This window comes from Plantactinospora alkalitolerans (genome assembly GCF_015690345.1).
GTDB classification, from domain to species: domain Bacteria; phylum Actinomycetota; class Actinomycetes; order Mycobacteriales; family Micromonosporaceae; genus Plantactinospora; species Plantactinospora alkalitolerans.
In genome coordinates this window covers 1-17,248 of the sequence record NZ_JADPUN010000085.1, presented here as the reverse complement: position 1 = coordinate 17,248, position 17,248 = coordinate 1, and the positions used below count along the sequence as shown (strand labels likewise).

The 17,248-nt window shown below is 73.4% G+C and carries 13 protein-coding genes; 9 read left to right on the top strand and 4 right to left on the bottom strand.

All coding sequences use genetic code 11. From position 1 onward, the window contains the following. Nucleotides 1-162: 162 nt before the first annotated feature. The 3 genes from hisI to I0C86_RS06750 are packed head-to-tail and all read left to right on the top strand — an operon-like array spanning nucleotide 163 to nucleotide 2,853. Nucleotides 163-609 carry a phosphoribosyl-AMP cyclohydrolase gene (gene hisI / locus I0C86_RS06760; protein ID WP_196200343.1) on the top strand — a complete coding sequence of 149 codons (447 nt, stop codon included), beginning with the start codon at nucleotides 163-165 and terminating at the stop codon, nucleotides 607-609. A 22-nt stretch (nucleotides 610-631) separates the two neighbouring features. Next, a complete protein-coding gene (locus tag I0C86_RS06755) occupies nucleotides 632-2,275 on the top strand; it encodes an anthranilate synthase component I (protein WP_196200342.1) in 1,644 nt (547 codons plus the stop codon). Further along, on the top strand, nucleotides 2,272-2,853 hold the full coding sequence (locus tag I0C86_RS06750) for a Trp biosynthesis-associated membrane protein (protein WP_196200341.1): 582 nt from the start codon (nucleotides 2,272-2,274) through the stop codon (nucleotides 2,851-2,853). Before I0C86_RS06755 ends, I0C86_RS06750 begins: the two co-directional genes overlap by 4 nt. Before the next feature lie 24 nt (nucleotides 2,854-2,877). Here I0C86_RS06750 and I0C86_RS06745 read toward each other — a convergent pair whose 3' ends face one another. Beyond that, nucleotides 2,878-3,159, bottom strand: coding sequence for a hypothetical protein (locus tag I0C86_RS06745; RefSeq protein ID WP_196200340.1), 282 nt, complete (start codon nucleotides 3,157-3,159; stop codon nucleotides 2,878-2,880). 481 nt (nucleotides 3,160-3,640) lie between these two features. Between I0C86_RS06745 and trpC the strand changes: the two genes are divergently transcribed. The 6 genes from trpC to I0C86_RS06715 all read left to right on the top strand — a co-directional run bounded on the left by trpC (nucleotide 3,641) and on the right by I0C86_RS06715 (nucleotide 13,338). Then, entirely contained in the window at nucleotides 3,641-4,444 is an 804-nt protein-coding gene (gene trpC, locus I0C86_RS06740; RefSeq protein WP_196200345.1) for an indole-3-glycerol phosphate synthase TrpC, read from the top strand. Between the two features lie 58 nt (nucleotides 4,445-4,502). Next, nucleotides 4,503-5,744 (top strand): tryptophan synthase subunit beta, encoded by a 1,242-nt coding sequence (trpB, locus tag I0C86_RS06735; protein WP_196200339.1) that lies wholly within the window; start codon nucleotides 4,503-4,505, stop codon nucleotides 5,742-5,744. Further along, nucleotides 5,744-6,598 (top strand): tryptophan synthase subunit alpha, encoded by an 855-nt coding sequence (gene trpA / locus I0C86_RS06730; protein ID WP_196200344.1) that lies wholly within the window; start codon nucleotides 5,744-5,746, stop codon nucleotides 6,596-6,598. Before trpB ends, trpA begins: the two co-directional genes overlap by 1 nt. A 225-nt stretch (nucleotides 6,599-6,823) precedes the next feature. Then, nucleotides 6,824-8,185, top strand: coding sequence for a prolipoprotein diacylglyceryl transferase (gene lgt, locus I0C86_RS06725; RefSeq protein WP_407676273.1), 1,362 nt, complete (start codon nucleotides 6,824-6,826; stop codon nucleotides 8,183-8,185). Between the two features lie 17 nt (nucleotides 8,186-8,202). Continuing rightward, a complete protein-coding gene (locus I0C86_RS06720) occupies nucleotides 8,203-9,402 on the top strand; it encodes an FAD-dependent oxidoreductase (protein WP_196200338.1) in 1,200 nt (399 codons plus the stop codon). Nucleotides 9,403-9,591: 189 nt separating this feature from the next. Beyond that, nucleotides 9,592-13,338, top strand: coding sequence for an ATP-binding protein (locus tag I0C86_RS06715; RefSeq protein ID WP_196200337.1), 3,747 nt, complete (start codon nucleotides 9,592-9,594; stop codon nucleotides 13,336-13,338). A gap of 72 nt (nucleotides 13,339-13,410) precedes the next feature. On the opposite strand, the gene I0C86_RS06710 is transcribed toward I0C86_RS06715, so the two are convergent. The 3 genes from I0C86_RS06710 to I0C86_RS06700 all read right to left on the bottom strand — a co-directional run. Then, entirely contained in the window at nucleotides 13,411-14,010 is a 600-nt protein-coding gene (locus I0C86_RS06710; RefSeq protein WP_196200336.1) for a fasciclin domain-containing protein, read from the bottom strand. A gap of 370 nt (nucleotides 14,011-14,380) precedes the next feature. Further along, complete coding sequence (locus tag I0C86_RS06705) at nucleotides 14,381-16,516, bottom strand: M14 family zinc carboxypeptidase (protein ID WP_196200335.1); 2,136 nt, start codon at nucleotides 16,514-16,516, stop codon at nucleotides 14,381-14,383. 173 nt (nucleotides 16,517-16,689) lie between these two features. Continuing rightward, on the bottom strand, nucleotides 16,690-17,248 hold a 559-nt coding region (locus I0C86_RS06700), incomplete at its 5' end, for a GNAT family N-acetyltransferase (protein ID WP_196200334.1).

The following is a 17,248-nucleotide window of genomic DNA, read 5'->3' as shown; positions in this document are numbered from 1 at the left end:
CGGGAGGGCCCCACGGCCGCCGGGGAGGGCGCCACGGCCGCTCGGGAGGGCGTGACCGCCGCTGCGGAGGGCTCGACGGCGGACCCGGTGCAGGGTCGGCCGGACCACTCGATCCGGGACGGGTGGACGGCTCCGGCTCCGCGTGCGAAACAATTGGGAACTATGCCCGTACCCGATCTCTCCCCGGCGGCTCCGACGGACGTGTCCGGACCGGCGGCGACCGGTCCCGCCCGGACGTCTGCCCTTGACCCGGCGATCGCGGCGCGACTGCGCCGCAACCCCGACGGACTCGTCACGGCGGTGGTCCGGGCCCACGACTCCGGCGAGGTGCTGATGGTCGCCTGGATGGACGACGAGGCGCTGCACCGCACCCTCAGTACCGGCCGGGCCACCTACTGGTCCCGCAGCCGGCGGGAGTACTGGGTCAAGGGCGAGACCTCCGGCCACCACCAGTACGTCCGGGCGGTCGCGCTCGACTGCGACGGGGACGCCCTGCTGGTCAGCGTGGACCAGGTGGGCGCCGCATGCCACACCGGCAGTCGGACCTGCTTCTCGGACGAGTTGCCGGTCACCGGGACGGCCAACCGGACGGCCGGAACCGCGTCATGATCGATTTGGGGACGGTGACCGGATGACCACCGGAGCGGTGAGCCCGGACGAGGCGACCTTCCACGACCTTGCCCGTACCCGGCGGGTGGTGCCGGTGATCCGGCGGCTGCTCGCCGACGGGGAGACCCCGGTCGGGGTCTACCGCAAGCTGGCCGGCGGGCCGGGCACGTTCCTGCTGGAATCGGCCGAACAGGGTGCCGGGGCGGCCGGGACCGCCTGGTCGCGGTACTCGTTCGTCGGGGTGCGCAGCAGCGCCACGCTGGTCGAGCGGGACGGCGAGGCGCACTGGCTGGGCACCCCGCCGGCCGGGCTGCCGACCGGTGGCGACCCGATGCGGGCGCTGCGGGTGACCGTGGCGGAGCTGACCGGCCCGGTCGTGGTCGACGATCCGGTCGTGGTCGACGATCCGGTCGTGGTCGACGATCCGGTCGTGGCCGACGGCCCGGCCGGGTGGGACCCCGGCCAACTTCCGCCCCTGCTCGGCGGGATGGTCGGCTATCTCGGGTACGACGTCGTGCGGCGGTTCGAGCGGCTGCCGTCGCTGACCCGCGACGACCTGCGCCTGCCCGAGCTGGGCATGATGCTCGCCACCGACCTCGTCGTGCTGGACCACTTCGACGGCTCCGCCATCCTGGTGGCGAACGCCGTCCTGCCCGCACCGGGGCAGATCGGCGGTGACGCTCCGGCGGAGCGGACCGCCCAGGTGACGGCGGCCTATCACCAGGCGGTCGGCCGGCTGGACGCGATGACCACGGCGCTGTCCCGGCCGATCCCGCCGATGATCTCCACCATCGACCGGCCGTCCCCCGGTGACGTGGTCAGCCGTACCCCGGAGGGGGAGTACCCGAAGGCTGTCGAGGCGGCCAAGGAGGCGATCCGGGCCGGAGAGTGCTTCCAGATCGTGCTGTCCCAGCGCTTCGAGCGGGAGACCCGGGCCGATCCGCTGGACGTCTACCGGGTGCTCCGGGCCACGAACCCCAGCCCGTACATGTACCTGCTGCGGTTCGACGACTTCGACATCGTCGGATCCTCGCCCGAGGCGCACCTCAAGGTCACCACCGGGGAGGACGGGCAACGGCGGGCGATGCTGCACCCGATCGCCGGTACCCGGCCCCGGGGCGGGACCCCGGCCGACGACGGCCGGCTCGCCGCCGAACTGCTCGGCGACCCCAAGGAGCGGGCCGAGCACGTGATGCTGGTCGACCTCGGCCGCAACGACCTGGGTCGGGTGTGCCGGCCGGGCACGGTCGAGGTGCCGGAGTTCGCCACCATCGAGCGGTACAGCCATGTCATGCACATCGTCTCCACGGTCGTCGGGACGCTGCGCGAGGACCAGAGCGCCTTCGACGCGTTGGCCGCCACCTTTCCGGCCGGAACGCTCTCCGGCGCCCCGAAGGTACGGGCGATGGAGATCATCGAGGAGTTGGAACCGACCCGTCGCGGGCTGTACGGCGGAACGGTCGGCTACTTCGGGTTCGGCGGGGACCTGGACATGGCGATCGCGATCCGGACCGCGCTGATCCGGCGGGGGCGGGCGTACGTGCAGGCCGGTGCCGGCATCGTCGCCGACTCCGACCCGATCGCCGAGGACCAGGAGACGCGGAGCAAGGCGGCTGCCGTACTCGCCGCCATCGCGGCTGCCGAGACCCTGCGGCCGGCTCGGTGAGCGACACCGGGGAACCGTCGTCGACCGGCCGGCGCGCGCTGGCGTACACCGTGCTGCTCTGCCTGCTCGGCGCGGCTCTGGCGGTCTTCGCGGCGACCCGGACCTGGGCGGTCGAGGTGATCGCGCGACCGGCACCGTTGCCGGCCGCCCGGACGGTCCACAGCGGCACCGACCTGCTGCCCTGGCTGCCGGCCCTCGCCCTGGTCGGACTGGCCGGAGCCGGGGCGGTGCTCGGCACCCGGGGGCTCGGGCGGCGGCTGGTCGGTGGACTGCTGGCGGCGGTCGGGGTCGGCGTCGCGATCGGCGGGGCGTACGGGGGCTTCGGCACCGGCCACGACGACATCCGGCTGGCCTGGCCGCTGCTCTGCGTGCTCGGCGGCCTGCTGACGATGGTGGCCGGCGGGATCACCACCGCTCGCGGCGCGACCTGGCCGGTGATGGGCGCACGCTACGAGCGGTCGCCGCGCCGGGGCGGGCCGGAACCGGACCCGGCGCCCGACGGAGGCCGGCTCGACGGCCGACGGACGAGGGCGGCGTGGGACGCGCTGGACCGGGGCGAGGACCCGACGGTCAGCTGACCGGCTGCCGGTCGGCCCGGACGGTCAGTTGACCGGCTGCCGGTCGGCCCCGACGCCGACCCGGCCGACGGAGGGTGCCGGCGGCGTGGCGGCGAGCACGGCAACCAGGGCGCGGATCTCGTCGCGCCGGTGCGCCCGGTCCCGGTCCGCGCAGATGGCCTCCCAGGCGTTGCCCCGGGCGGTCCGGATCCGGGCGTCGCCGATCATCGCCCGCTCCACGCTGTGCACGACGCCGACGGCGACGGACAGTACGGCCCGGGGGATGCTGGTCACGTCGATGGTCGAGCCAGGCTTCACAGCGCTCATGGTCTTCCCCGCACGAAGATCGATCCGACTGGTCCGCGGCTTCCCGCGCCCAGTGTGCCCGACAGTGATGGTGCCGAGGCGGTGTTTCCGATCGGTGACCCGGGGATCGACGGTTCCGTTACCGGCCCGCCCGTTTCTCCCACGCCACGCCACCACCCTCCGCCCCTCCGATCAAACCTCGGCCGACCGTTCCGGCTTCCTTGATCTGGGTCACATAAGGCGTCCGGTTACCGCGCGTTCATCCCGACCGGCCCGCCGACCTCCTGACATCGAGATCCTGGTGGCTCAGCGTGACATTCCGCTCACAAGGTCGGGCATTATGCCCCAGCCCATTTCGTGAAGCACGCCATACCCCCGACGGCGTCCGCCCCGTGGCGACGCCTAGCATCGGCCCATGACACCCGGAGAGGGGAGTCCGTTGGTGACTGCTGAGCATTCGCACGCAGAGGGGGACGAAGCCGCACCGGCCGCGTCCGCCAACGTGCTCGACGAGATCCTCGCCGGAGTCCGGGAGGACGTCGAGCGTCGACAACTTCTGGTTCCGCTGGAGCAGATCAAGCAACTCGCGGCGGCGGCGGTGCCGCCCCGCGACGCCTACGCGGCCCTACGCCGGCCGGGCGTCGGGGTGATCGCCGAGGTGAAGCGCTCCTCGCCGTCCAAGGGGCAACTCGCCGAGATCGCCGATCCGGCCGATCTGGCCGGAGAGTACGCCGCCGGTGGAGCACGCTGCATCAGCGTACTGACCGAGGGGCGCTGGTTCGGTGGGTCGCTGGACGACCTGGCGGCGGTCCGTACGGCGGTGGACATTCCCGTACTCCGCAAGGACTTCGTCGTCTCCAGTTATCAGGTGCACGAGGCCCGGGCGCACGGAGCCGACCTCGTGCTGCTGATCGTTGCCGCGCTGGAACAGAACGTGCTGGTCGGCCTGCTCGAGCGGATCGAGTCGCTGGGCATGACCGCGCTGGTCGAGGTGCACGACGAGGAGGAGGCGGACCGGGCCCTGGAGGCCGGTGCCCGGGTGATCGGGGTGAACGCCCGCAACCTGCGCACCCTGGAGGTCGACCGGTCGGTCTTCGAACGGATCGCACCCGGCCTGCCGAACAGCGTCGTCAAGATCGCCGAGTCCGGCGTACGGGGTCCGCACGACCTGATCCGGTACGCCTCGGCCGGCGCCGACGCCGTACTGGTCGGGGAGGGCCTGGTGACCCAGAAGAGCCCGCGCGAGGCGGTGGCCGAACTGGTCAACGCCGGCAACCATCCCGCCACCCCCCGGCCGGTCCGATGAGCGCGAGGAACGAGCCGGGTCTGCGAGCCCCGCGGTCGCGAGTCGAAGGCAGGTCAGCATGAGCGCGCCCACGGTGCCGGCGAGCGGCACCTCGTCGCCCGACGGTGCCGGACACTACGGCCGGTACGGCGGACGGTTCGTTCCCGAGGCACTGGTGGCCGCGCTCGACGAACTCGACCTGGCGTACCGGACGGCGTTGACCGACGAGTCGTTCCAGGCCGAGTTCGGCGCGATGCTGCGCGAGTACGCCAACGTCCCGTCCCTGCTCTACCGGGCCGAGCGGCTCTCGGCCGAGATCGGCGCGCGGATCCTGCTCAAGCGGGAGGACCTGAACCACACCGGTGCGCACAAGATCCGCAACGTGCTCGGCCAGGCCCTGCTCACCAAGCGGATGGGCAAGCCCCGGGTGATCGCCGAGACCGGTGCGGGCCAGCACGGGGTGGCGACCGCGACCGCGGCCGCGTACCTCGATCTGGAGTGCGTGGTCTACATGGGTGAGGTGGACACCCAGCGGCAGGCACTCAACGTGGCCCGGATGCGGATGCTCGGTGCCACGGTGGTGCCGGTCACGTCCGGTTCGCGCACCCTCAAGGACGCGATGAACGAGGCGATGCGGGACTGGGTCGCCAACGTCGACCGGACGCACTACATCATCGGCAGCACCGCGGGCCCGCACCCCTTCCCGGCGATGGTTCGCGACTTCGTCCGGGGCATCGGGGTCGAGGCGCGTCAGCAGTGCCTGGACCTGCGCGGCGCCCTGCCCGACGCGGTCGCCGCGTGTGTCGGCGGCGGCTCGAACGCGCTCGGCATCTTCCACGCGTTCGTCGGGGACGACGACGTCCGGCTGTACGGCTTCGAGGCCGGCGGCGACGGGGTCGAGACCGGGCGGCACGCGGCCAGCATCACCGGCGGCTCGTCCGGGGTCCTGCACGGCGCCCGTACCTATGTCCTGCAGGACTCCGACGGCCAGACCCTGGAGTCGCACTCGATCTCGGCCGGGCTGGACTACCCCGGGGTCGGCCCCGAGCACGCCTGGCTGCACGACATCGGCCGGGCCCGCTACGCGCCGGTGACCGACGCCGAGGCGATGAACGCGTTCCAGTTGCTCTGCCGGACCGAGGGGATCATCCCGGCCATCGAGAGCTCACACGCGCTCGCCGGAACCATCAAGATCATTCCAGCTCTGACCGCGGAGTTGGGCCGCGAGCCCACCATCGTGGTCAACCTCTCCGGCCGGGGCGACAAGGACGTGCACACCGCCGGCGAGTACTTCGGCATCCTCGACGGGGAGCAGGCGTGATGAGCGGTGCGGGCCAGTCCGTCGCGGCATCCGGCCCGGGTGCGGCAGTCGACCGGAGCATCGCGGTCGCGTTCGAGAAGACCCGCGCCGAGGGGCGGGCGCTGCTGATCGGCTGCATGCCGGCCGGGTTCCCGAGCGTCGAGGGCAGCATCGCCGCGATGACCGCCATGGTCTCGGCCGGGGTCGACGTGATCGAGGTGGAGATCCCGTACTCCGATCCGGTGATGGACGGGCCGGTCATCCAGCGGGCCAGCGACATCGCGCTCGCCGGGGGCGTACGGACCGCCGACGCGTTGCGGATCATCGAGGCGGTCGCCGCGACCGGGGCACCGGTGGTCACGATGACCTACTGGAACCCGATCGAGCGGTACGGGGTCGACGCCTTCGCCCGCGACCTCGCCGCCGCCGGTGGCACCGGCCTGATCACGCCGGATCTGATCCCGGAGGAGGCGGGCGAGTGGCTCGCCGCCTCCGACGCGTACGGCCTGGACCGGACATTCCTCGTGGCGCCCTCGTCCACGGACGAGCGGCTCGCGATGACGGTCGGGCACTGCCGGGGCTTCGTCTACGCCACCGCGCTGATGGGGGTCACCGGAGCCCGGGAGAGCACCTCGGACGCGGCGCCGACCCTGGTCTCCCGGGTCCGGGCGGTCACCGGGCTTCCGGTGGGGGTGGGCCTCGGGGTCGGCAACGGTGCGCAGGCGGTCGAGGTCGGCGGGTACGCCGACGGGGTGATCGTCGGCAGTGCGCTGGTCCGGTGTCTGCTGGACAAGCCCGACGAGGCGACCGGGCTGACCGCGCTGCGCGCCCTCAGCGCCGAACTCGCCGAGGGCGTCCGTACCGTCGCGCGCTGATCCGGTCGACCGACGCCGCTTCCCGCCGGCAGCCTGTCGGTGGATCGATCGTGCCTTCGGCCGGCCCAGGACGTGGAGCCCGGACGGACCTGCGGATCAACCGAGGGACAACCGACACTTGCCATTGAAACGGGCGTAACCCGGCAAATCAGGCTGCGCTCGCTCGTGGTTGGCAACCGGACCGGGGTGCCGCTGAGCCGGGTTGCGACGGTAGCCTGTGCACCCGTGACCCTCGCCTCGCTATCTCCCCAGGCGGCCCTGCCCAGTCCCGCCACCGCCGTATGGCAGGTCGGACCGGTGCCCATCCGGGCCTACGCGCTCTGCATCGTGCTCGGCATCGTGGTCGCCTGCGTGGTGACCGAGCTGCGGATGCGTCGCCGTGGCGTCGCCCCGTGGGCGGTGCTCGACATCGCGGTCTGGGCGGTGCCGTTCGGCATCGTCGGTGCCCGGCTCTACCACGTGATCACCTCGCCCGGGGACTACTTCGGCGACGGGGGCGAGCCGATCAAGGCCCTCTACATCTGGGAGGGCGGCCTGGGCATCTGGGGCGCCGTCGCGGGTGGCGCCGTCGGCGCCTGGCTGGCAGCCCGGCAGCTCGGCATCCCGCTGACGGTGGTGGCCGACGCCCTCGCCCCCGGGCTGCCGCTCGCCCAGGCCGTCGGCCGGGTGGGCAACTGGTTCAACAACGAGTTGTTCGGCGGCCCGACCAACCTGCCCTGGGGCCTGGAGATCCACCGGATGGACGGGACCAACCCCGGTCACGCGCTCCGCGACGACAGCGGAAACCCGGTCCTCGAACCGGGGCTCTTCCATCCCACCTTCCTCTACGAGGCGATCTGGAACATCGGGGTCGCCGGCTTCGTCCTGCTCCTAGACCGCAAGCTCAAGCTCGGCCGGGGACGCGCGTTCGCGCTCTACGTCATGGGCTACACCGCCGGGCGGTTCTGGATCGAGATGATGCGCACCGACAAGGCGACCGAGATCCTCGGCGCGCGGCTCAACGTCTGGACCGCGGTCCTGGTCTTCCTCGGTGCGTTGATCTACTTCCTACGGGTCCGTGGTCCGCAGGAGTACCTGGTGCCGATCGATGGCGTCCTCGCGCCCGTGACGCCGGGCGCTGCCGCCGCGAGCGACGTGTCCCAGGTCGACGTGTCCCAGGTCGACGTGTCGCGGAAGCCGGCCGCCGTCGGCATGCCGACGGCCTACCGGGTGGTTACCGAGGAACAGTTCGCCCGCTACCAGGAAACCGGCGAGATGCCGCCGGAGGACCCGACCGAACGGGCGTCCGGCGACTCCGGCGATCCGGACGACGACGGGGCAACCTCCGGCGATCCGGACGACGACGGGGCAACCTCCGGCGACGACGTGGCCGAGCCGGTTGCCGTGGACGGCACCGACAAGACGCCGCCTGTCGACGGCAGCACCGACAGGACGCCCCCCGTAGACGGCACCGACGGGGCAGCTTCCGTCGACGGCATCGACACGACAGCCTCCGACGAGGGTACGGTGAAGGCACCCGGCCGCGACGGCGACGGCGAGCCGGCCGACGCCGGGGCCGCGCCGGGGACCGCCGACCGGGACCGTTGAGCAGGGGAGCCGGACCGATGCGTACGGCCGTGGTGGTGGGCGCCGGGATCGGTGGGCTGGCGGCCGCCGGCGCACTGGCCCGGTCCGGTTGGCAGGTGACGCTGCTCGAACGCGGCGACCGGGTCCGCGCGGAGCGCACCGCACTGGTGCTCTGGCCCAACGGGGTCCGGGCGCTGCGCGCGCTCGGCCTCGGCGAGGGCCTGGCCGCGATCGCGACCCAGTTGCCCGACACGGGAGTCCGGCGCCCCGACGGGCACTGGCTGGTGCAGCCCAGGCCCGTGCCGGGCGACCGCGCTCCCGTCGTCGTACACCGGGAGGACCTGCACGACGCGCTGGTCGCCGGGCTCGGCGACCGCGTGGAGATCCGGACCGGGGTCGAGGTGCGGACCGTGCGGGCGACCGACGGCGAACGGCCCACCGTCGGCGACGGACGGAGCAGCTACGAGGCCGACCTGGTGGTCGCGGCGGACGGCATCGACAGCGCGGTACGTCGCCGGTTGGCCCCCGGCGCCACCGTGGTCAGCTCCGGCTGTGCCGCGTGGCGTGCCGTCATCCCGTGGTACCGCGCCCCCCAGTTGCCGGTCGACCGTCCGGTGGACGGGGAGACGCTCGGCGCCGGTTACCGCTTCGTCGCCGCGTCGCTGGGCGACCGTGGCTCGTCCGGTGGCTCCACCCGGGGCGGGATCTACTGGGTGGCGACGGCTGCCGGCGCATCCCGGCCGGAGTCACCGGCGACCCAACTCGCCCTGCTCCGGCGCTGGTTCGCCGACTGGCCGGCGCCGATCGGCGACCTGCTCGCCGCGACGGAGCCGGAGGACCTGGTCCAGCAGGAGGTGCGCGAACTGCGCCCGCTGCCCAAGTCGTACGGCTTCCCAGCCGGTGCGGGCGGGGTGGTACTGCTCGGCGACTCCGCGCACGCGATGCCGCACCACCTCGGTCAGGGCGCCTGCCTGGCGCTCGAGGACGCCGCGACGCTGCGTTCGGTGGTCCGTGAGGCGGTTCCCGGCGCACCGATGCGCGAGGCGGTCGAGTCGTACAGCCGGATGCGACGTCCCCGGGCCGCGACGGTGGTCCGGCAGACCCGGCGGATGTCGGCGGTCCTGCAGACCCGGGGCCGGCTGGCGCTCCGAGCCCGGGACGCGGCCCTCGGCACCATCACGCCCCGCCTGATGGGCAGTGCCGCGACGGCGGCCGCGCAGTGGCGGCCACCGGCCTGACCATCCGGCGATCTTCCACTGCCGGGTCGTCCCGGCCCGGTCGATCGGGTGATATCCGAATCGAAGGCAGCCGCTGCCCGAGCGGGTCGCACCGGACCCTCCGGGTCGCGGCCTAACCGACCGATCGGGGGTATGCCCTCACCGCCGCCGCGTCGCACACTTGCCGGGAGCGAAGGTGAGGGCTCCCAGTTGCGGCACAGCGTGCCTGGCCAGCAGGCCAAGATGGACCGGACGGGCAGCACCGGAGGCGAGGTACGGCTGCTCGGAACGGTCCGACTGGTCGGGCCGGGCGGACCGGTGGACCTGCCGGACGAGTCGAGCCTGCTGCTCGGGCTGCTCGCCCTCCGGGCCGGTGAACCGGTACCCGACGCGGAGTTGCTGGCCGCGCTCGGCACCTCCGCCACCGGCCGGATCCGAGCCGACCGACCGACGCAGCCCGGTCCGGCCGCCGACGCCCATTCGCTGTCCGCTGCCGCCGCTGTCGACGCCCATTCGCTGTCCGCTGCCGCCGACCATCTGCTGCCCGCTGCTGCCATTGCCGATCCGACGCTGCCCGGCGACGCCGCGGTCGACAATCCGGTGCCGGCCGAACCCCGGGTACTGGACCGAGCGGCCATCCTGCTGGCCACCGCGCTCGCCGACTGCGGGTCGCCGGACGCGCTGGAGATCGGGCCCGGTGGTTACCGGCTGCGCCTGCCGGGTAGCCGGATCGACGCGCACCGGTTCACCCGGCTCGTCGCCCGGGCCCGTCGCCGAATGGCGGCCGGGGAGCTTCCGGCCGCCGTCCGGCTGTTCGACGCCGCGCTGGCGACCTGGACCGAACCGACCACCGCCGGTTCCGGAACCGACGCGATCCCGGGTCCGGCGGCCGGCACCTGCGCCGGGCCGGGGCCAGCCGGGCCAGGTCCGGACATCGTTCCGCTCGTTCCGCCCGCGTCGCTCGTTCCGCCCGTGGCGCCGGAGTCCACCGGTCAGGTGCTCGCCGAGGACGGGGGTGGACCGTTGCGCGGCCACCGGCTGTGCCCGTCCGGGTGGGCCGCCACGGAGGTGCGCCGGCTGCGACGGGCCCGCGACGACGCGTTCGAGGACCGCTGGGAGTGCCTGCTCCGGCTGGCCGTCTCCGCGTACGCGGCCGCCGGTGGCCCCGTCGCCGACCGGTCCGTGGTGGCTGCCGGAGCCGCCGGTACCCGACTGGCGCGTACGGCCGTCGGCGAACTGTCGGCGGCGGTCGCCGGCCGCCCGTTGCGGGCGCGGCTGTGGGAGTTGCTGCTGGTGGCGTCCTTCCTGGCCGACGGGCGACGGGCCGCCGCTCAGGTGCAGCGCCGCGCCCGGGAGGTGTTCGCGGAGCAGTTGGGCGTCGAGCCGGCCGGTCGGGTCTGCGTGCTCGCGGAGGCGGCGCAGCGGGGAGAACTGCCGGAGGACTGGGCGACTGGTGACCGCCCCGAACCGGTCCCGGAAGCAGCCGCCGGCCTCCCTGCCTCCCGGCCGCGTCCGGCAACCCGGCTTCCGGTCCCGCTCACCGCGCTGCTCGGCCGGGACGAACTGCTCGACGTCGTCGGGCAGCGACTGGACCAGCACCGGTTGGTCAGCCTGACCGGTACCGGGGGCGCCGGCAAGACCCGGCTGGCGCTGGCCGCGGCGGGACGGGTGACCGATCGGCCCGTCTGGTTCGTCGACCTCACCCCGGTGGAGAGCCCGGTACGGGTACCTCAGGCGGTGGCGGCCGCGCTCGGCGTACCCGATCTGGGGCGGGACGTCGTCGAGGCGCTGGTAGCCGATCTCGGCGCCGTACCGGCCATGCTGGTTCTGGACAACTGCGAACACCTGGTCACGGGCTGTGCGGAGCTGGTCGGGCGGCTGCTGTCGCACTGTCCGGAACTGCGGGTGCTGGCGACCAGCCGGGTCGCGCTGCGGGTGCCGGGCGAGTCGCGGATCCGGGTGCCGGCGCTGGCCGGACCCGAGCCGGGCGGCGGGCACGACCTCGACGCACTCGCCGCGCATCCGGCCACCCGGCTCTTCCTCGAACGCGCACACGAGTTCTCCGGTCGGCCGGTTGCCGAGGCCAGCGCCGATGCGGTCGTACGGCTCTGCGCCGAACTCGACGGACTGCCACTGGCCATCGAGTTGGCTGCGGCGCGTACTCCACTGCTGACCGTCAACGAGATCATCGCCCGCCTCCGGGCCGACGTACGGCTGCTGCGGAGCCCGGACCCGAGGGTGCCGGACCGGCACCGGAGCATCGCCACCGCTGTCGAGTCCAGCCTGGCCCAGTTGGAGCCCGATGCCTGCCGGCTGTTCGACCGGCTCTCGATCTGTGCCGGTGGATTCGACGCCGAGCTGGCCGAGGCGGTCGGCGGGTCGTCAGCCCCGGCCGCGCTGGCCGCGCTGGTGGAGGCGTCGTTGGCGGAGCCGATGCCGGGCGGGCCGGCCGAGCCGGCGGGTGCGTCCGGTGAGCCGCCCGAGGTGACGCCGGTCCGCTACCGGATGCTGGAGCCGATCCGGCGGCACGCGCTGGCCAGACTGGTCGCCGCCGGCGCCGAGGTCAGCGCCCGGCAGGATCTCGCGACGTACTGTCTGGGCCTGGCCGAGCGGGCCGATGCCCGGCTGCGGGGCGCGGCCCAGGAGCGGTGGCTGTCCCGGCTGCGGGCCGAGGATTCCAACCTGCGTTCGGCGATGAGCTGGCTGGCCGAGGCGGGGGCCGGTGGACCCGCGCACGGCGACCTCCGGCTGGCCGCCGCGCTGTCGATGTACTGCCGCCTGGAGGGCCATTACCGGGACGGACACCGATGGCTGGCCGGGGCGCTGGCGCGACATCCGACGGCACCACCCGCACTGCGGGCCCGGGGCGGGATCGGCGCGGCCATGCTCGCGATGCTGCGTTGCGACTATCCGGCCGCGATCGAACACGCGAAGCTGGCCCGCGCCGCCTGCCGTGGTACGGGGGACCGCAGGACCGAGGCCCGGGTGGAGGTGATCCTGGGCTCGGTGGCCCGGGAGCAGGCCAGATACGGCGAGTCCGCCCATCACCTGGCGACCGCCGGCGCCATTTTCGCCGAGTGCGACGACGAGTGGGGCGAGGCGCAGACCACGGAGCTGCGCGGCTTCACCGCGTGGCTCGCGGGCGACCTGGATCGGGCCGACTCGCGGTTGCGGGCGAGCCTGCGCCGACACCAACGGCTCGGCGACGACCTGGCGGCGGCCAGCGCGCTGATGAATCTCGGCGCGGTCGCCCTCTACCAGGGTGACATCGACCGGGCCTCGGCACTGCTCGACGTGGCCCTGCGCCGGAACTCGGCGGTCGGGTTCCCCGAAGGGGTCGGCTGGGCGCACAACCTGCGTGGCCTGATCGAGCTGCGTGGCGGCCGTACCCGGCAGGCGGCGGGACATCTGCGGATCAGCCTCGCGGAGCACCGGCGGGTCGGCGACCTGTGGCGGACCGCGAGTGTGCTGGAGGCGTTGGCCGAGGTGGCCCGGCTGGAGGGCGAGCCGATCCGGGGTGCCCGACTGCTCGGCGCGGCGGACCGGATCCGTGCCGAGATCGGTGCGCCGGTGCCGGCCTGCGAGCGGCGGGATGCCGAGGCGACCGAGCGGGCTCTGCGTACCCAGCTCGACGGGCCGGCGTGGCCGGGACGGGCCGGTCGGAGCCGGTCGGATGGCCAGTCCGGTGCGGCGGGGCGGAGCCGATCGGCCGGCTGGCCCGGCGTGGAATCGGGCGGCTGGCGGCCCGGTTCGGATCCGGGCGGCTGGCGGCCCGGTTCGGATCCGGGCGGTTGGCGGCTGGGCTCGGACGGGGCCGCCGAGCCGGTCCCCGGCACCGGTGTCTTCGCGGTCGCGCACCGCTACGGTCGGGACACGCCGCTCGACGCCGTGCTGGCCGCCGCCGTACCTCCGGAGCGTGGCCCGCAGACCCGTCAAGGGCTCCCGGCGCCTGACTAGATGTAGTGACCACGCACTCGACTGGATCCGGCACCCTCGGCCGGCGCGCGAGCACCCCGGGCGAGCCGGACCTCAGTGCGCCGGGTCGCCGTTGGCGTCGGCGGTCGTCGGCAGGTTGCCGAGCACCCCGTTGAGAAGATGGATCCGGCCACCCGCGACCTGGTAGTCGGCGCAGACGGTCTCGGTGTGGTCGCCGATCCGGGCCATCGGATCGGCCCGGGTGATCGTGACCGACGTGCCGTCGAGCGTGGTGACCCTGCCCTTCGCCACCAGATCGGCCAGCGAGTACGAGCCGGCGACGAGATGGGCCCGGAGCAGCGTGCGCAGTTCGTTCTTCTGCTTGATCATCAAGTCGTCGAGGTTGTCCTCGGAGAACTTCTTCGCAAACGCGTCGTCGGTCGGCGCCAGGATGGTCACCCCGTTCGGATCGCGCAGCTCGGCCGACAGGTCCGCGGCCCGTACCGCCGCCTCGAACCGGGTGAGTACCGGGATCCACCGCAACGCCACGTCGCCGGGCTCGTCGGTCAGGGACGCCGGGTTTCCCGGGTCGGTGCCGGACGGCAGCGCGGAGCAGAGCGGCCCGGTCACCGCGGCCGCCGGTCGGGCGTCCGCCCGCGCCGTGGCGCCCCGCTCGGCCGGGTCGGAGTCCGTGCAACCGCCGATGGTGGCCACCGCCAGCAGGGTGGCGGCGGCGAGGCGGACCGGTCCGCGCCAGAACCCCTCTGAGACCGCCCCGCGCCGCGATGCCCCTGAGACCGGTCCGCGCCGCGATGCCCCTGAGACCGCCCCGCGCCGCGATGCCTCTGAGACCGCCCCGCGCCGCGATGCCCCTGAGACCGGTCCGCGCCGCGATGCCCGGCGGACCTGGGTACGTCCGGCCGTCCGGCCGACGTGGCCGGGTACCGGGGACGAATTCGACGGCTCGGACACGACTACCTCCACGAGGACTGGCACGGTGTCGTACCGGCAGGTCGGGCGCCGGGCCCGACCTGCCGGTACGGGGCGAGGACCGGTGGTGCTCAGGTCACCGCCGGACGCGGGCTCACAGCGCCGCGCACTGGCCCGCCTTCGGGCCGTTCACCTGGTTCGGCACACCGAGGTTGGTCGGCGCCGGGCTGTTCAGCGCACAGCTCAGCGGACCGCTGACGGCGTTACCGGCCAGCAGCGGCACGTCGCTGCCGGTGTTGTTGGCCGAGAGGGCGACCGGTCCGGAGATCCGGTTGTCGACCAGCGACACCGCGTCGGTGGTGCCGGAGATCTGCACCGGGCCACGCACCGTGCTGTCGGCCAGGAAGACGCCGGTGGCGCCGGCCGCGCTGACCGGACCGCTGATCGTCGTACCGGTGGCAATCAAGACCGCGCCCGGTCGGACCGTGACCGGACCGTTCACCGTGCCACCCGAGATGCAGGTGAAGCCCGAGACGCTCAGCGGCCCGTTGTGCCGGCCCGTGCCGGTCGGGTAGATCCGCTGGCCGTCCACCCACTCCTCGGCGCCCTGGGCGTCGAGGAGCAGCGGGATGAGGCCCCGCTCCGGCTGGGCCAGCGGCACGTAGTACCCGTCGGCGGCCTTGACGACCTTCCAACCGTGCGCGGCGATCCGCTCCGCCACGGTGGCGCCCACCTCGCCGGGGCCGTCGGTACGCGCCCCGTTGTACTGCTCCTCGGTGAGCTTGTAGGCACAGGGGGCGTTGTCCAGGATCATCTCGGGCTCGGGCAGGTCGTCGCGTGGTCCGGCCTCACCCGGGTGCGGTGCCGGGTGCAGCGGGATCGGCCGGGAGCCCCGGAAGACGAGTCGACCGGTGTTCGAGGCCTGGAACTCGATCGCCTCGCTCCGCGCCTGCGTGATGGCGGGCAGGTTGGCCCGGTGGTAGTCGAGGAACTGGCTGAACGTCCAGAACGCCGAGTACGTCTTGCGGCGCCGGTTGTTGGCGCTGTTGCCCTCGTCGGGCCGGGTCTGGCCGCCGGAGCTGCGCAGCTCCAGCAGCGAGTTCACCGTGTTCTTCAGGCCCAGGGTGTTGCGGAGGATCGTCTCCTCGCTCAGCCCCACGCCGCTGCCGCCCTGGCAGCCGTACGGGCAGGCCCACCAGCCGTCCTTGGCGCCCTGCACGTACATGTGGCCTTCGATCATGTCCATCGACTCGTCGAAGATCTGCTTGGCCACGTTCTGGTGTCGCGGCGGGAGCATCGGCAGGTCACCGGCGGTGGAGTTGCCGTACTCGTGACCGTCGTAGCCGGCCACCGGGCGGTAGTCGCGCAGCATCCGCACGTACGCCGCCGTCTCCGGCTGGCGGATCAGCGAGTAGTCGCGGTTGAGGTCCTGCCCGGTCGAGTTGCCCCGGGTGTTGGCGGCCCGCCCGTCACCGTTGATCGTCGGAACGATCAGTACGGTGGTGTGCGACAGCAGGTCGACGGTCTTCGCGTCCTTGCCGAAGGCCAACTTGCGGGCCAGCACCAGGCAGGCCTCGCGGTCACCGGGCTCGTTGCCGTGCACGTTGCAGTTGATCGCCAGCGGCGAGGTCGCCGCGACGGCCTGCGCGGTGGGCGGCGGGGTCGGGTAGCCGATGACGAGCATGTTGATCGGCCGGTTCAGGACCGTCCGGCCGATCTCCACCACCCGGACCCGCTCGCTGAGCCGGTCGACCTCGGCGGTGTACGCGTACTCCTCGACGTCGCTGGTGTACTGCGCCGCCTTCGTGGTCTCCCACTGGGTGCGCAGGCTCTCGCCGGGTACGTCCGGGTTGCCCCAGGGCGCCAGGGTGGTGCCGGCGACCGGCGTGGAGTACGGCTGCGCGGTGGTGTCGAACCGGGCCCGTACCCGCCAGGAGAACCGGTCGCCGGGGCTGAACCCGGCGTCGGCGAAGGTGGGCGCCTCGTTGTTGATCTGCCGGTTCGGGCGCCACACGCCGACGATCACGGCCGGTCCGGTGGCGACGTTCCCGGCGTCGACCGGGGCGCGCTCGATCTGGTAGTCGGTCGCGCCGTCGATCGGCGTCCACGCCAGGGTGGCGTACCCGTCGGCCTGGGTGACGGTGAGCCCGGAGACCTGGTTCGGCTCCGCGACGGCGGTCTGCACCGCGGACGCGGGCTGGCCCAGTGCCGTCGACGGGGCGGTGACCGTGCCGAGGGTGGCGGCGAGCAGTGTCGACAGAACGACTACCGTCGGTCGTCTTGTTCTCATGTGAACTCCGAGGGGGATGGAGTCGTACGGGGACAGCACTGCGGGCCATCATGATCCGCCGCGCGGTGGCGATGCAATGATCTTGAGAATGTCTTGAGGGTCGCCGGATACCGGCTCACACCTGTTGGGAAGGGCCCCTTCTTATACAAAAAGCGATAAGAAGGGGCCCTTCCTTACAGGGTGGCGGGGGCGGGCTCGGCGATGCAGGCGGTGCCGATCCGCCGGAAGCCGACCCTCAGGTAGATCCGGGCGATCTCCTCGCTGCCGGCGGAGAGGAAGATCAGGTTGGTGCCGTCGTCGAGGAGGCGGTGGGCCAGGGCGGCGGTGACCGCCGCGCCGAGCCCTCGGCGGCGGGCCGAGGGGAGGGTGGCGATGCCGGCTATCTCGGCGACGTCGTCGACGCGCAACGCCATGCCGCTGGCCACCGCTCCCTCGCCCGGCATCTCGACCAGTGCGGAGATCCGGCGTCCGTTCGCGGTCCGGTCCCGCTCCTCGTCCAGCGAGTCGACCGGCAGTTCGACCAGGGCGGCGTCCCGGGTGGTCGGCCCGGCCGCGCCGGTCTCGGTACCCGGTGCGGCGAAGCCGACCGCGGCGACCGCCCGCCGGACCGCGACGTCGGCGGCGAAGCCGGGCGCGGCGGGGTCGAGGACCCGCACCGCCGGCCCGCCCAGCTCGGTGGCCGGCTGATCCTGAACACCTTCTCGATCATCGTCGCCCAGCGCACCAGGGAAC

Excerpts from the sequence above, each read along its gene's own strand:
- hisI (WP_196200343.1), top strand. The coding sequence starts at position 163 with ATGCCCGTACCCGATCTCTCCCCGGCGGCTCCGACGGACGTGTCCGGA.
- I0C86_RS06755 (WP_196200342.1), top strand. The coding sequence starts at position 632 with ATGACCACCGGAGCGGTGAGCCCGGACGAGGCGACCTTCCACGACCTT.
- I0C86_RS06745 (WP_196200340.1), bottom strand. The coding sequence starts at position 3,159 with ATGAGCGCTGTGAAGCCTGGCTCGACCATCGACGTGACCAGCATCCCC.
- trpB (WP_196200339.1), top strand. The coding sequence starts at position 4,503 with ATGAGCGCGCCCACGGTGCCGGCGAGCGGCACCTCGTCGCCCGACGGT.
- trpA (WP_196200344.1), top strand. The coding sequence starts at position 5,744 with ATGAGCGGTGCGGGCCAGTCCGTCGCGGCATCCGGCCCGGGTGCGGCA.
- I0C86_RS06720 (WP_196200338.1), top strand. The coding sequence starts at position 8,203 with ATGCGTACGGCCGTGGTGGTGGGCGCCGGGATCGGTGGGCTGGCGGCC.
- I0C86_RS06705 (WP_196200335.1), bottom strand. The coding sequence starts at position 16,516 with ATGAGAACAAGACGACCGACGGTAGTCGTTCTGTCGACACTGCTCGCC.